Here is a 14,609-nt window from a genome sequence, read left to right on the forward strand (position 1 = left end):
CCGGCTACAGCTTGCGGCTGTACGACCGCACCGCGAGCGGCGCGAAGATCGCGACCACGCCGATGCACCCGACGACCGCCCACAGCACGTTCGAGGTCAGCCGGCCGTCGTTCATGAGATCGCGGCACGCGTCGATCACCAGCGTCACCGGGTTGACGCTCACGAACGCCTGCAGCCAGCCCGGCATCGTCTGCGCCGGCACGAACGCGTTCGACAGGAACGACAGCGGGAACATGATCATCATCGAGAAGCCCTGCACCGCCTGCGCGCTGCGCGCGATCGTGCCGAACCACGTGAAGATCCAGCCCAGCGACCACGCCGCGAACACGATCAGCAGCCAGCCGCCGAGCACGCCCGGGACGCCGCCGCCCGGCCGATATCCCATCGCGAGCCCGACGACGATCGTCAGCGTCGCCGCGATCGCGTAGCGCACGAGGTCGGCGATCGCGGGGCCCGCGAGCGGCGCGATGCGCGAGATCGGCAGCGACCGGAAGCGGTCGAACACGCCCTTGTCCATGTCCTCGCGGAGCTGGATGCCGGTGGCCATGCACGCGGTCAGCGCGGTCTGCGCGAGGATGCCGGGGATGATCAGCGGCAGGTAGCTCTCGGTGCTGCCGGCGACCGCGCCGCCGAAGATGTACGTGAACATCGCGGTGAACAGCAGCGGCTGCAGCGTGACGTCGAAGAACTGCTCCGGGTTGCGGCGCATCTTGATCAGCGCGCGGCCGGCCATCGCCAGCGTCTGCGAGACGGCGTTGCTCGGGTTACTCATCGGGCGTCTCCTCGGTCTCGCTGTGGTGGCCGGTCAGCGCGAGGAACACCTCGTCGAGCGTCGGCTGGCGCACGCTCGCGGTCGTGATCCCGAGCCCGGCCTGGCGCAGCGCGATCAGCACGTCGGCGGCGCGGTTCGCGTCGGCGAGCGGGATGTTGAGCCCGCCGGCCTCGGGCGTGAGCACCGGCTTGTCGCCGATCAGCTGCTCGACGAGCTCGGCCGCGCGCGCCGTATGCTCGCGGTCGGCGAGCCGGACGTGCAGCGTCGACGTGCCGACGCTCGCCTTGAGCTCGTCGGGCGTGCCCTCGGCGACCTTCTTGCCGCGGTCGATGACCGCGATGCGATCGGCGAGCTGGTCGGCCTCGTCGAGGTACTGCGTCGTCAGCAGCACGGTCGCGCCGTCGCGGACGAGCCGGCGGATCGTCTCCCACATCTGGCCGCGCGTGCGCGGATCGAGGCCGGTCGTCGGCTCGTCGAGGAACAGCAGCGGCGGCTGGCTGATCAGCGACGCCGCGAGGTCGAGCCGGCGCCGCATGCCGCCGGAGTACTTCTTGATCGGGCGGTCGGCGGCGTCGGTGAGGCCGAAGCTCGCGAGCAGCTCGTCGCCCTTCGCGCGCGCGCCGGCCCGCGACAGGCCGAGCAGCCGCCCGAACAGCTGCAGGTTCTCGCGGCCGGTCAGCGTGTCGTCGACCGACGCGTACTGGCCGGTGACGCCGATCAGCTGGCGGATGCGGTGCGGGTCGGCGGCGACGTCGACGCCGAGGATCGTCGCGCGCCCGGCGTCGATCGGCAGCAGCGTCGCGAGCATCTTGAGCATCGTCGTCTTGCCGGCGCCGTTGGGGCCGAGCACGCCGAACACCTGGCCGCGGCGGACCTCGAGGTCGATGCCGTCGACCGCGCGCGTGGTGCCGAACGTCTTGACGAGGCTCGTCGCAGAGACGGCGAGGTCATTCATCCAGGCTGCATCATGCCTGCGGTCTGTTACGAGAGCTGGCGGTCGATCGTGTAGAAACCTGACATCGGTCAGGCGCGGCGCGGGTCAGCGCTCGCGCGACGCCTCGTCCGCGGACACCGAGCCGTCGTGGTTCTCGTCGAGCGCGCGCAGCACGAGGTCGGCGACCAGCGCCGACGCGCCGGGGTGCGCGCGCGCGAGCGCCTCGGCGAGCTCGGACGGCGTGACCTTGCCGTCGCCGTTCGCGTCGAGCGCGGCGAACCCGCCGAGCTGCTTCCACAGCGCCAGCGCGAACGACCGCACGAGCAGCTCCTTGGGCGTGCGCGCGCCGCCGGGCAGCGGCACGGCGTCGGGGTGCGCCTGCGCGAACGCGACCAGCGGCTCGATGCGATCGAGGCCGAAGCACAGCTCGCGCACGGTCGCGACGCGGTAGACGCGCGCGGGGTCGAACGGCGCGCCCGCGATCGCGGTGATCCGCGACCCCGCGGGGCCGCCGGAGCCGTCGACGCGCACGCCGTCGTCGACCTGCAGGAACGCGCCGTGCTCGGACGGCGCGCCCGCGCGCGAGCTCGCGATCGCGTCGGCGAGCACCCGGCCCGGCATCGGCACGATCACGATCTCGTTGTCGAACGGCACCTCGGCCTCGAGGTCGCCGTAGGTGAAGCGGTCGTGGTAGTCGCGCGCCGCGCGGATGCCACCGGCGTTGAACACGCACGCGTCGGCGCCGAGCACGTCGCGGATCCGCGAGCACACGAGCTCGCCGATCGAGGTCTGCTTCGCGCGCGCGCCGACCGACGACAGCACCTCGCCCGGCGGCAGGTCGAGCAGCGTCGCCTGCGCGAGCGCGTAGACCGGAGCCATGTGCAGCTCGACGAGCCCGTGCACCGCGGGATCGACGGCGTAGCCGGCGACCGGCTCGAGCCGCGCGGTGACGTCGGGCGGCGCCGCCGGATCGCTCCACACCGCGTCGACGATGATCGCGCGCGTCGCGTCCGCGCCGGCCTTCATCAGGCGGATCCCGTCGACGACCTCGTCGTACGGCACGTGCTCGTGGCTGCCGATCACGAACACCGGCCGGCCGCGCAGGTCGTGCGCGAGCTTGCGGTCCGCCGCGACCTCCTGGTGCGTCAGCGCGACGACCCACGAGCAGCGGTCGTCGCCGGTCAGCCGCGCGACCTCGCGCACCGCGACGTCGTGCGGGTCGTCGACCGCGGCGGAGAACGGCTTGCCGCGGAACATCAGCGGGTCGGACAGCACGACGCCGAACATGCCGACGCGCACCGCGCCGAGCTCGAGGATGTCGTGGTCGGGCAGGCTGCGCTCGGGCAGGTGCACGTTGCTGCCGAGCCACATCGCGTGGAGCTCGTCGATGCGCGCGAGCAGCGCGCGGTGCGGGACGTCGTCCTCGTGGTTGCCGAACGTCACGTGCGTGACCCCGACCGCGTTCAGGCACGCGACCATGCCGTGGCCGTTGTCGAGGCTCGACAGCACGCTCGGCGCCAGGAAGTCGCCGGGCAGCGCGACCACGAGCCGGTCGCAGCCGGCGCGCGCCTGCTGGACGAGCGTCGCCAGGCGCGGCAGGTTGTCGAGCACGTAGACGTCGCTGACCGCGACGATGCGGAGGTGTGTGGTCGCCACGGTCAGCTCTGCGATCGCCGGCGGAGCTTGAGCTTGCGCTGCAGCGAGGTCCGCCGCAGCCCGAGCAGGCGCGCGGCGCCGGACACGTTGCCGCCCGACTCCTCGAGCGCGCGCAGGATGTGCTCCCACTCGATGCTGGCGAGCGTCGGGAACGGCTCGGGCGGCTCGCCGTCGCCGCCGTCGCCGTCGCCGAGCGTGGCCTCGAGCTCGCGCAGGATCTCGCGCGGCCGGGCCGGCTTCGGGATGACGAGGTCGGCGCCCGCGCGGATCGCGGACACCGCGGAGCCCGCCGACACGAACCCGCTGACCAGCGCGATGCGCGAGGTCGGCAGCAGTGCGCGCAGCTGCCGGATCAGCAGGATCCCCCACTCGTTGCGGAGGCGCAGGTCGGTGACGATCAGCTCGGGACGCTGCGCGCGCGCGATCGTGGCCGCGTCCGACCCGGTCGTGGTCGTGAACACGGCGACGCTGTGCCCGAAACCGTTGCGGTAGCTCCGCAGCACGGCCTCGTCGTCATCGACGGCGAGGAGCTTCACCATATGAGTTGAAACTAACGCTATCGTGGGGACGATGGCAACGCTGCTGAAGTCCTGGCTCGTGGTCGCCGTAGCGATGGCCGCCGGGTGTGGCTCTCCGCACGAGCGCGCGCACACCGACGCAGGCCCGGTCGCGGCTCCGGACGCCGCGGTCGACGCCGCGGCCGACGCCGCCCGGGACGCCGGCTCGGGCTCGGGCTCCGCCGCCGACCCGTTCGCGGCGATCCAGCAGATGCCCGGCCTGTGCTCGAGCTACGGCTGGTGCTGGCTGCTCCCCACGCCCAGCGGCAACGACTTCGACAACGTGTTCGCCACCGACGCCGGCAACGTCTGGATCACCGGCTGGGAGCTCGCGCTGCAGTGGGATGGCCGGTCGTGGACGTCGCACACGCTGCCGGTCGATCCGAGCGTGCCACCCGCCGAGCGCGTGTTCTCGATCGCCGGCACGTCGGCGCACGACATGTGGCTGACCTACGGCACGTCGCTCGAGCACTGGGACGGCTCGCAGTGGACGATCGTCGAGTCGCAGCCGCTGAGCGGCAGCACGTTCATCAACACGCTGTGGTCCGCGCCCGACACCGGCGATCTCTACGCGACGCTCAGCACCGGCGTGGTCGAGCGCTGGCACGCCGGCACGCGCAGCATCATCACCGGGCCGTGCGCGTGCTTCCTCGGCAAGATCTGGGGCACGTCGTCGACGGACATCTACCTGACGACGATCGGCGGCGAGTGGCACTACAACAACGACACCTCGTGGACCGAGCTCCACACGGGCGACACGCTCGCCGGCTGGATGGGCGCGCCCGGCGACGTGTGGGTCAGCGGCGACGCCGAGCTCGCGCACTACGACGGCTCGGCGTTCACGGTCGTCGCGCTGCCCGCGGGCGTCGGCGCGGACCAGCCGCTGCTGGCCGCCGGCTACGTCTCGAGCAGCGACGTGTCGTGGTACACGCCGTCGAACGGCGGCGCGGTCCTGCACTGGGACGGCTCGGTGTTCACGCTGACGCCGGTGTCGGGCGCGACCGAGCCGTCGGTGCTGTCGGCGCAGATCATCGGCGGCACGTGGTGGATCACCGGCCGCAGCTCGGCGCTGTACACGATGCACGGCACGTCGACGCTCGCGCCGGTCCTCGCGACGCCGTTCGAGACCTTCGAGGGCATGTGGGGCACCGAGGCCGGCGACCTGTTCTTCGCGGACGACGGCGAGCTGTTCCACTGGGACGGCTTTTTGTCCGACGACCTCACCGGCGACGCCGGCCTCGACACCGGCCACTTCGTCGCGGTGCAGGGCCTCACCGGCGACAGCCTCGGCAAGGGCCAGCCCGACGAGCTGTTCGCGTCGGCGCAGGAGCAGCTCGACGCGACGACCTACCAGACCGTCGCGCTGCACTTCGACGGCAGCGCGTGGTCGCAACAGGTCATCGAGACCGGCACGCGCGACTCGCTCGTCGGCCTCGGCCTGGTCGACGTCGTCGGGCCCGGAGAGGCGTGGGCGTTCACGGCGAGCGGCACGTCGCGTCACTTCGTCGGCGGCGCGTGGCAGGACGTCGCGACGACGCCGCTCGCCAAGCCGCTGACGTCGTTCTGGGCGCAGGACGCGACGCACGTGTGGCTGGTCGGCCAGGGCCGCGCGGTGATGACGTGGGACGCCGCGAACCCGACGGTGTTCACGCCGGTCGCGTTCCCGGCGGCGCAGTGCACCGGCCCCGAGGGCCAGCTGATGGAGCTCGGGCAGGTGGTCGGCGTCGGTGGCCTGCCGTGGATCCCGTCGGACGAGTCGTGCAAGGGCGTCGCGGCGATGTGGGAGCTCGGCGCGTCGGGTTGGACCGAGGTCACCGAGCAGGTGCTCGGCGACGGCAGCGTGTTCCACGTCAACCCGGTGACCGAGGCCGCGAACGGCGAGGGCGGCCTGGTCGCGATCAGCCCGACGAACCTCGTGTTCTCGAACGCCGGCGACACGTCGACCTATCGCTTCGACGGGACGGTGTGGAACTACGAGGACACGGGCTCGGAGTTCGGCACGCCGCACGTGTTCGCGACGCAGGGCGGGGCGCAGTTCGTCGCAGCGCAAAGTCACGGGATCCTCGTCCACCCGTAGCGCCGCCGGCCGCGGCTGCCGTCGCGGCCGGCGAGCCACACCTGCGGCGCGATCGTAGCCGAGGCGCGCCGCGAACAGCGAGCCGTCGGGGCCGCGCGCGAGGCCGGCGATGCGGTCGCTCGCGAGCACGCCGTTCGGGTCGGCGCGGACGAACAGGACGTCGGTCCGGCGAGGCTCGAGCCGCGTCCACGCGACGGCGATGGTCATGCGCGCGGTGATTGCGACCGCCGTGCCGCGCTAACCACGCGGGTCCACGCACGCGGCGTGTTACAGCGAATCGCAACTCGCGCGCGAGTCGGCGCGCCGGCGCGATGTAACGAGCCGGTGCTACGTCCCGCTCTGGATCCAGCCGACGATCTGGTTGAGCCGCGCGTTGGTGATGCGCGTCGCCTGGTTGTAGTACGACAGCCAGTAGTAGCCGGTGCCGTGGTGGACGCCGGTCACGACGTGCGAGCCGTTGAAGTCGAGCGCGATGCCGGCGCCGCTGTCTCCGCCGGCGCTATCGATGTTGTAGAACAGGCAGTCGTCGCTGTTGTCGACGATCGGGCCGGCCTCGCCCCACTGCGTGCCGAACGGCTTGTCGGCCGGGTAGCCGGCGAGCTCGACGTCGGGGTTGTTGTCGAAGAAGTCGTCGCTGAACGTCGCGAGGCCGAACCAGCCGGTCTGGTTGCCGACGGCGCTGTCGAGCGTGACGAGCGCGTAGTCGACGTCGTCGTCCTGGTCGTCGACCCAGCCCTCGGTCGTGCGGAAGTTCACGCCCATCGCGGCGTACGGCTTCGAGCTGCCGTTCTCGCCCGGGAACGCGAACAGCTCGGTCGCCCAGCCGCCGTGGTCGGCGCTGTAGACGACGTGGCCCGCGGTGATCACGTACTTGTTGCCGACCATGTGGCCCGACGCGTCGGCCTCGTAGCCGTCGGAGAACTCGACGACGATGCGCACGCGCGCGCGCGCCGGGTACGCGGTCGTCGGTGACACCTGCGTGCGGCCGTCGGCGCCCATGATCTCGTCGGGCTGCGCCGATGCGTCGGGCGGCAGCACCTCGGGCGTGGTGACCGTCCCGATCGCGGGCATGGTCGGCGCGGGCGAGTCGGCGGACACGACGCCGGTGGTGAGATCGAAGGCGACGCCGCCTTCGCGGTGCACGCGCGCGGGCGCCGATGGATCCGGCGAGGTGGCGCCGGGATCGACGGCGCACGCGGCGACCGGCAGGGACAGCGACAGCGCCAGCAGGCGGGACAGGTTCGTCATGCCCGCTGAAACGCGGGCCGACGCGGATCTTCCCGAGAATCGCTACGGGCTCGGCGCGGGGTAGGGCGCCGCCGTCATCGACGCGATCCAGGCGTCGATCAGCGCGAGGCCGTCGCGGTCGATCTCGTGGGTCGCGATCGGCGGCATCTGCTCGCCGCCGCCGGTCAGGCCGGTGCGCACGCCCATCCGGTACGACAGCGTGCTGCGCGCCGGGTCGGTCGGGCGGATGCGGAAGCTGATCGACGAGTCGCTCGCGGGCACGAACAGCGACGGCACGTCGACGGCGGTCTGGAACGCGGTCGTGTCGGCGATGGTCTGCGGGAACGCGCCGGCGGACCCGACCTCGAGGCGCATGAAGAACGGGACGACCTGGCCGGAGCTCGCGTGGTGGCACGCGATGCCGCAGTTGACGTGCAGGTAGCCGATCGCGGCGCGCTCGAGCGCGACCTGCGAGGGCGCGTTCGAGCCGGCGTTCGAGCCGGCATCCGAGCCCGAGCCGGCATCCGAGCCCGAGCCGGCCGCGGTCACCGCCGGCAGGAACTGCAGCCGGCTCGCGTCCGGCAGGCCGTCCTGCACCAGGTGCTCGGCCTGCAGCTCGCTCCACGTCATCCCGGCCTGGTCGGCCTCGGGCGCGGCGAGCAGCGCGAGCTCGAACCCGAGCACCTTGTCGCGCCGGCCGTCGTGACACGTCTTGCATCGCAGCACCGGCACCTCGTAGTCCGTCGTGCCGGGGAACGGCACCGGCGGCGGCGTGATCTCCGACGCGAGCGTCGCCGTTGTCTGGTCGGTCGACCACACGTACGCGACCATCGCCCAGTCGGTGTCGCCGCGCTTCCACAGCATGCGGGTCTCGATGCGCTGGTCCGGCGCGACGCTGCCGTCGGGCCGCGTGATGTCGTGGCGGAACTCCTTCCACAGCTTCGTGCCGACCGGGAACGTCCAGTCGTCGAGGTTCGACGCGTCGATCTGCGCGCCGGGCGGCAGGAAGATCCAGCGCGACTTGAGCGCGCCGTCGGCGAACAGCGAGAACGCGGGTGTGTACGGGTGAACGCCGGGCGCGAGCGTCTGCGACGCGAGGTCGCTGTAGAGGCCGGTGTCGGCGAGGTCCGACGGGACCGCGTCGGCGCCCGGCGCGTCGGTCGCGGCGTCGGCCGCCGTGCGGTCGTGGGCGTCGCGCCCGCCGCCGCAGCCGGCGACGACCGCGCACGCGCACGCGAGGAGCGTCGCCGCGCGCATCAGTCGCTACCGCTGCCGCTGCCCGAGTCGCTGCCACCGCCGCTGCCACCACCGCCGCCGCCGCCGTGGCCGCCGCCACCGCTGCCGCCGCCGCCGTGGCCGCCGTAGTCGAACTCGCCCTGCGAGGTCGGCGTCAGCGAGCGCAGGAACGCGAGCAGGCCGGTGGCCTCGTCGTCGGACGCCTGCCAGGTGTGGAAGCTCATGAACCGCTGCGGGCTCATGTTGATCGGGTTCGCGTCGCTCTTCGGCAGCTCGCCGTCGAGGAAGATCCCCCGCATCTGGTCGTCGGTGAAGCCGCCGGTCTGCTCCGGCGTGTGCTCGATCGTGCGGCCCTCCGAGGCGCTGCCGACCATGCCGGCCGCGACTGCCGGGTCGTGGCAGCTCGTGCACTGCACGTACTTGTCCATGTCGGCGCTGCCGTCCGAGCCGTCGCCGGAGCCGTGGCCGTGGCCGCCGCCGCCCATGATGACAGCACCCGAGTTGTAGCGAGTCTGGCCTGTAGTCCAGTCGTCGGGCGTGAACGCGGTGATGGTCAGCGTCGTCTTGCCGACGCCGCCGTCGGCGGTCGACGCCGTGATGTCGACGGTGCCGGCCTTCTTGGTCGTGATCATGACGCTGATGCCGTCGGACTGCGGCTGGAGGTCGACCATCGACGGATCCGACGCCGACCAGCTCACGTTCGTGATGCCGGTGACGTCGGCGTTGCCGATCGTCGACGGGACTTGATAGGTGTGGACGCCGTCGAAGCCCGAGAACATCGGGTTGAACTCGACGTTCAGGGTCGACGTCTCGTCTCCGCCCGCGCTCACGGTGCAGGCGGCGACGAGCGACAACAAGCCGACGGTGGCGCGGCGAAGTGGTTTGCTGAGCATGGCGGACCATCGCTTCAGCAAGCGACGTACCGCTCTCCACATCACGGCATCGTGCAGAGTTGGAGATTCAGTATCTGAAAAATGGGGAGTGAAGGTGGGATATGGGGCGACCCGGCGGGTCTGCGCACCCATGGCGGCAGCGCCTGTAACATGCACGATTTGCAGGATAATTTACCGTGTCGCGCGCGTGCATGCGCGTCGTGTTCGCACTAGTGTCTAGTCATGCGCATCGCGCTCACTCTCGTGCTCGTCGTCGCGGCGAGTTGCAACGGTTCGTCACGATCGGGCTCGAGCACCGGCTCGGCGACCGGCGGCGGCGGCTCGGGCAGCGGCGCGCGGCCGTCGCAGCCGCCACCTCCGCCGTCGCGGACGCCGCTGGCGCCCAAGCTGCTCGCGGCGATCGGCGACGCGCTGTCGTCGCACGACGCCAAGCGCTACGCGGCGCTGTTCGCGCCCGACGGCATCAGCCGCCGCGTCCCGCTCCGCGACGACGTCGGCCGCGACGCGATCGCGGCCGGCGCGCAGACGCTGCTCGACGCGTTCCCCGACCTGCGCGTCGGCTTCGCGCGCGCCTGGCAGGTCAGCGACGACACCTACGTCGCCACGTGGGCGTGGACCGGCACGAACACCGGCTCGCTCGCGGGCGCCAAGCCCACGAACCGCCGCGCCGGCACCGACGGCGTCGCGATCGCGACGTTCACCGCGGACGACCAGCTCCGCGAGCTCGACCTGCTCGCCGACGGCGCGACGGTCGCCGCGCAGCTGTCCGGCAGCGCGCCCGAGGGCAGCTTCCGCGCGCCACCCGACGTGCCGTCGTCGATCAACGTGGTCGCGCCGCTCGCCGACGACGCCGACACGCTCGCCGCGATCAAGCCGCTGTACGTCGCGCTCGACGCCAAGCGCGAGGCCGACGTGCTCGCGTTCTTCACCGAGCAGTCGGTGTTCGACGACAAGACGGCGCCGCGGTCGGCGATCGGCATCACGACCGCGAAGAACCTGTTCGACGGCTACCTCGCGACGTTCCCCGACTTCACGCAGCTGCCGCTCGATCATCAGTGGTGCGTCGGCGGATACGTGATCTCCGCGGGCACGCTGCGCGGCACGTACAAGCCGGCGAACCAGCGCGTGGCGCTGCATTTCGTCGACATCATCGAGGCAAAAAGTAGCAAGGTGGCCGAGCTGCAGACGTTCTCGAACTCGCTCGAGCTCCAGGCCCAGCTTTCTCGCTAGGACGCGGTGCGGACTCGCGATACGACGCGAGCCCATGAGGACTCACGCGATCGCGGCCGTGATGTTGGCGGTGGGATGCAGCTCGTCGCACCCGGGCGGCCAGGTGGACGCCGCGTCGGTCGATGGCCACGGCGGCGGCGGCCGCGACAGCGGCGCGATCGACGGCACCGGCAGTGGCAGCGGTAGCGGCAGCGGCAGCGGCTTCGGCAGCGCGACGGTCTTCACGATCGTGCTCGAGAACCACGACTACAAGGAGGTCGTCGGGTCGTCGAACGCGCCGTATCTCAACTCGCTGATCGCGCAGTACGCGCTCGCGACCAACTACAAGGACACCGGGCACCCGTCGACGCCGAACTACCTGCACATGATCAGCGGCGACAACCAGTACCCGGGGATCATCGACGTGTCGCCGACGCAGGTGCCGTACTTCCCGTCCGCGGCGGCGAACCTCGCGACGCAGCTCGAGGCCGCCGGCGTCCCGTGGCGGTCGTACCAGGACGGCGAGGCGACGCCGTGCAAGCTCACCGACGACGGCAACTACGCGCCTCGCCACGATCCGTTCCTGTACTTCAGCGACCAGCAGATGGGCTCGAACGGCCTGTGCGCCGCGACGAACGTCGACTTCACGAGCTTCGCCGCCGACCTCGCGGCGAACACGTATCGCTACATGTGGATCTCGCCGAACCTGATCGACGATGGCCACAACCCGACCACCGATCCGGTCGGCGCGCTGACGACGAGCGACACCTGGATGTCGACGCACGTGCCCGCGATCCTCGCGAGCGATGGCTTCAAGAACGGCGGCGTCCTGTTCATCACGTGGGACGAGGCCGAGGGTCGCAACGGCGACGACGCCGACCTGATCCCGATGATCGTGGTGTCGCCGCACCTCGCGAAGGCCGGCACGACCTCGGCGGTCGCGTACACGCACTCGAGCTACCTCGCGACGGTCGAGGACATCCTCGGCTTGCCGCGCCTCGCGACCGTGACGTCGGCGCCGGCGATGTCAGACCTTCTCGGACTGTAAGTCCTGGAATCTCGCCGACCGTGCGCCCGCGCGCGGTACGTGCGCCTGTGCCACAGGTGCGCCGCGAAGCACGTTTGATTGCAGCTACTTCGCTGCGGCGTCGGTGGTATCCCGCTTGCCAGGTGAGGAGCGCCCCATGACCGACACCTTAGATCCGTCCGACGGTTCACCGACCGCGTCCGCCAGCTCGGCCCTGCTCGGGTCGCCCCGAGCGGCGGTGACCGACGGCTTCGAGCGTGCGCTCCTGGGCATCCTGCTCCGCTACAAGGCCGGCGACTTCTCGATGCGCCTGCCGGGCGACCACACCGGCATCGCCGGCAAGATCGCCGACGCGTTCAACGACATCCTCGCGATCAGCGAGCGCCGGTCTGCCGAGATCGCGCGCGTGTGCCGCGTCGTCGGCAAGGAGGGCAAGCTCAAGGAGCGCCTGCGCGTGCCCGGCGCGAGCGGCGGCTGGGACGACGAGGTCGACGCGCTCAACACGCTGATCGGCGACCTCGTGTGGCCGACCACCGAGGTCACGCGCGCGGTCGGCGCGGTCGGCAAGGGCGACCTGACGCAGTCGATGTCTCTCGACGTCGACGGCCGCGCGCTCGAGGGCGAGTTCCTGCGCAGCGCGCAGCTCGTCAACAAGATGATCGACCAGCTGAGCGTGTTCACCAGCGAGGTGACGCGCGTCGCGCGCGAGGTCGGCACCGAGGGCAAGCTCGGCGGCCAGGCGCAGGTCAAGGGCGTGTCCGGCGTGTGGAAGGACCTCACCGAGTCGGTGAACCAGATGGCCGGCAACCTGACGGCGCAGGTCCGCAACATCGCCGAGGTGACGATCGCCGTCGCGTCGGGCGATCTCAGCAAGAAGATCACCGTCGACGTGCGCGGCGAGATCCTGCAGCTCAAGGAGGCCATCAACACGATGGTCGAGCAGCTGCGCAGCTTCGCGTCCGAGGTCACGCGCGTGGCGCGCGAGGTCGGTACCGAGGGCAAGCTCGGCGGCCAGGCCGTCGTGCCCGGCGTCGCCGGCACGTGGAAGGACCTGACGGACAACGTCAACGGCCTGGCGTCGAACCTGACCGGCCAGGTCCGGAACATCGCCGAGGTGACCACCGCGGTCGCGCGCGGCGATCTCAGCCGCAAGATCACGGTCGACGTCCGCGGCGAGATCCTCGAGCTGAAGAACACGATCAACACGATGGTCGATCAGCTGAACGGCTTCGCGAGCGAGGTGAGCCGCGTCGCGCGCGAGGTGGGCACCGAGGGCAAGCTCGGCGGCCAGGCGCTCGTGCCCGGCGTCGCCGGCACGTGGAAGGACCTGACCGACAACGTGAACGCGATGGCGTCGAACCTGACCGGCCAGGTGCGCAACATCGCCGAGGTCACGACCGCGGTCGCGAAGGGCGACCTCAGCCGCAAGATCACGGTCGACGTCAAGGGCGAGATCCTCGAGCTCAAGAGCACGATCAACACGATGGTCGATCAGCTCAACGGCTTCGCGAGCGAGGTGTCGCGCGTCGCGCGCGAGGTCGGCACCGAGGGCAAGCTCGGCGGCCAGGCCGCGGTGCCCGGCGTCGCCGGCACGTGGAAGGACCTCACCGACAACGTCAACTCGATGGCGTCGAACCTGACCGGCCAGGTGCGCAACATCGCCGACGTCGCGACCGCGATCGCGAACGGCGATCTCAGCCGCAAGATCACCGTCGACGTCCAGGGCGAGATCCTCGAGCTCAAGAACACCATCAACACGATGGTCGATCAGCTCAACGGCTTCGCGTCCGAGGTCACGCGCGTCGCGCGCGAGGTCGGCACCGACGGCAAGCTCGGCGGCCAGGCCGAGGTCGAGGGCGTCGCCGGCGTGTGGAAGAACCTGACCGACAACGTCAACTCGATGGCGTCGAACCTGACCGGCCAGGTGCGCAACATCGCCGAGGTCGCGACCGCGGTCGCGAAGGGCGACCTCGGCCGCAAGGTCACCGTCGACGTCAAGGGCGAGATCCTCGCGCTCAAGAACACGATCAACACGATGGTCGATCAGCTCAACGGCTTCGCCAGCGAGGTCAGCCGCGTCGCGCGCGAGGTCGGCACCGAGGGCAAGCTCGGCGGCCAGGCCGCGGTGCCCGGCGTCGCCGGCACGTGGAAGGACCTGACCGACAACGTCAACTCGATGGCGTCGAACCTGACGAACCAGGTCCGCAACATCGCCGAGGTGACGACCGCGGTCGCGAACGGCGATCTCAGCAAGAAGATCACGGTCGACGTCCAGGGCGAGATCCTCGAGCTGAAGAACACGATCAACACGATGGTCGATCAGCTCAACGGCTTCGCCTCCGAGGTGTCGCGCGTCGCGCGCGAGGTCGGCACCGAGGGCAAGCTCGGCGGCCAGGCGCTCGTGCCCGGCGTCGGCGGCACGTGGAAGGACCTCACCGACAACGTCAACTCGATGGCGTCGAACCTGACGAACCAGGTGCGCAACATCGCCGACGTCACGATCGCCGTCGCGAAGGGCGACCTCGGCAAGAAGATCACGGTCGACGTGCGCGGCGAGATCCTGCAGCTCAAGGACACCATCAACACGATGGTCGATCAGCTCAACGCGTTCGCCAGCGAGGTGAGCCGCGTCGCGCGCGAGGTCGGCACCGAGGGCAAGCTCGGCGGCCAGGCGCAGGTGCCCGGCGTCGCCGGCACGTGGAAGGACCTCACCGACAACGTCAACTCGATGGCGTCGAACCTGACCGGCCAGGTCCGCAACATCGCCGACGTCGCGACCGCGATCGCGCGCGGCGATCTGTCGCGGAAGATCACCGTCGACGTCAAGGGCGAGATCCTCGAGCTCAAGAACACGCTGAACACGATGGTCGATCAGCTCAACGCGTTCGCCAGCGAGGTCTCGCGCGTCGCGCGCGAGGTCGGCACCGAGGGCAAGCTCGGCGGCCAGGCGCTCGTGCCCGGCGTCGGCGGCACGTGGAAGGACCTCACCGACAACGTCAACTCGATGGCGTCGAACCTGAC

General features: G+C 71.0%; 11 protein-coding genes. 4 read left to right on the forward strand and 7 right to left on the reverse strand.

The window, feature by feature from the left end:
- Window positions 1-4: 4 nt before the first annotated feature.
- The 4 genes from VH914_21525 to VH914_21540 all read right to left on the reverse strand — a co-directional run bounded on the left by VH914_21525 (window position 5) and on the right by VH914_21540 (window position 3,901).
- Window positions 5-772, reverse strand: coding sequence for an ABC transporter permease (locus VH914_21525; GenBank protein HEX4493796.1), 768 nt, complete (start codon window positions 770-772; stop codon window positions 5-7).
- Window positions 765-1,727, reverse strand: coding sequence for an ATP-binding cassette domain-containing protein (locus VH914_21530; protein ID HEX4493797.1), 963 nt, complete (start codon window positions 1,725-1,727; stop codon window positions 765-767). The genes VH914_21525 and VH914_21530 overlap by 8 nt, the downstream gene beginning before the upstream one ends.
- An 84-nt stretch (window positions 1,728-1,811) precedes the next feature.
- Window positions 1,812-3,362, reverse strand: a complete 1,551-nt coding sequence (locus tag VH914_21535) for a 5'-nucleotidase C-terminal domain-containing protein (GenBank protein ID HEX4493798.1) — start codon at window positions 3,360-3,362, stop codon at window positions 1,812-1,814.
- A gap of 2 nt (window positions 3,363-3,364) precedes the next feature.
- Window positions 3,365-3,901 carry a response regulator gene (locus VH914_21540; GenBank protein HEX4493799.1) on the reverse strand — a complete coding sequence of 179 codons (537 nt, stop codon included), beginning with the start codon at window positions 3,899-3,901 and terminating at the stop codon, window positions 3,365-3,367.
- Between the two features lie 31 nt (window positions 3,902-3,932).
- On the opposite strand from VH914_21540, the gene VH914_21545 reads away from it, so the two are divergent.
- On the forward strand, window positions 3,933-5,996 hold the full coding sequence (locus tag VH914_21545) for a hypothetical protein (protein HEX4493800.1): 2,064 nt from the start codon (window positions 3,933-3,935) through the stop codon (window positions 5,994-5,996).
- Between the two features lie 327 nt (window positions 5,997-6,323).
- Here the strand turns inward: VH914_21545 and VH914_21550 are convergent, their stop codons facing one another.
- The 3 genes from VH914_21550 to VH914_21560 are packed head-to-tail and all read right to left on the reverse strand — an operon-like array spanning window position 6,324 to window position 9,352.
- The gene (locus VH914_21550; GenBank protein HEX4493801.1) at window positions 6,324-7,244 is read right to left on the reverse strand and encodes a trypsin-like serine protease; all 921 of its coding nucleotides are present in this window, start codon (window positions 7,242-7,244) and stop codon (window positions 6,324-6,326) included.
- 42 nt (window positions 7,245-7,286) lie between these two features.
- On the reverse strand, window positions 7,287-8,480 hold the full coding sequence (locus VH914_21555; GenBank protein HEX4493802.1) for a hypothetical protein: 1,194 nt from the start codon (window positions 8,478-8,480) through the stop codon (window positions 7,287-7,289).
- Window positions 8,480-9,352: a hypothetical protein gene (locus VH914_21560; GenBank protein ID HEX4493803.1), complete on the reverse strand. Its 873-nt coding sequence runs from the start codon at window positions 9,350-9,352 to the stop codon at window positions 8,480-8,482. Before VH914_21560 ends, VH914_21555 begins: the two co-directional genes overlap by 1 nt.
- Before the next feature lie 222 nt (window positions 9,353-9,574).
- Here VH914_21560 and VH914_21565 point away from each other — a divergent pair, with 222 nt between their 5' ends.
- The 3 genes from VH914_21565 to VH914_21575 form a co-directional block, all read left to right on the forward strand.
- On the forward strand, window positions 9,575-10,582 hold the full coding sequence (locus VH914_21565) for a nuclear transport factor 2 family protein (protein HEX4493804.1): 1,008 nt from the start codon (window positions 9,575-9,577) through the stop codon (window positions 10,580-10,582).
- Window positions 10,583-10,616: 34 nt separating this feature from the next.
- Window positions 10,617-11,609, forward strand: coding sequence for an alkaline phosphatase family protein (locus VH914_21570; GenBank protein HEX4493805.1), 993 nt, complete (start codon window positions 10,617-10,619; stop codon window positions 11,607-11,609).
- A 136-nt stretch (window positions 11,610-11,745) separates the two neighbouring features.
- Window positions 11,746-14,609 (forward strand): HAMP domain-containing protein (locus VH914_21575; GenBank protein HEX4493806.1); only part of this gene is annotated, 2,864 nt, incomplete at its 3' end.

The organism is Acidimicrobiia bacterium (genome assembly GCA_036271555.1).
In the GTDB taxonomy this organism is placed as follows: domain Bacteria; phylum Actinomycetota; class Acidimicrobiia; order IMCC26256; family PALSA-610; genus DATBAK01.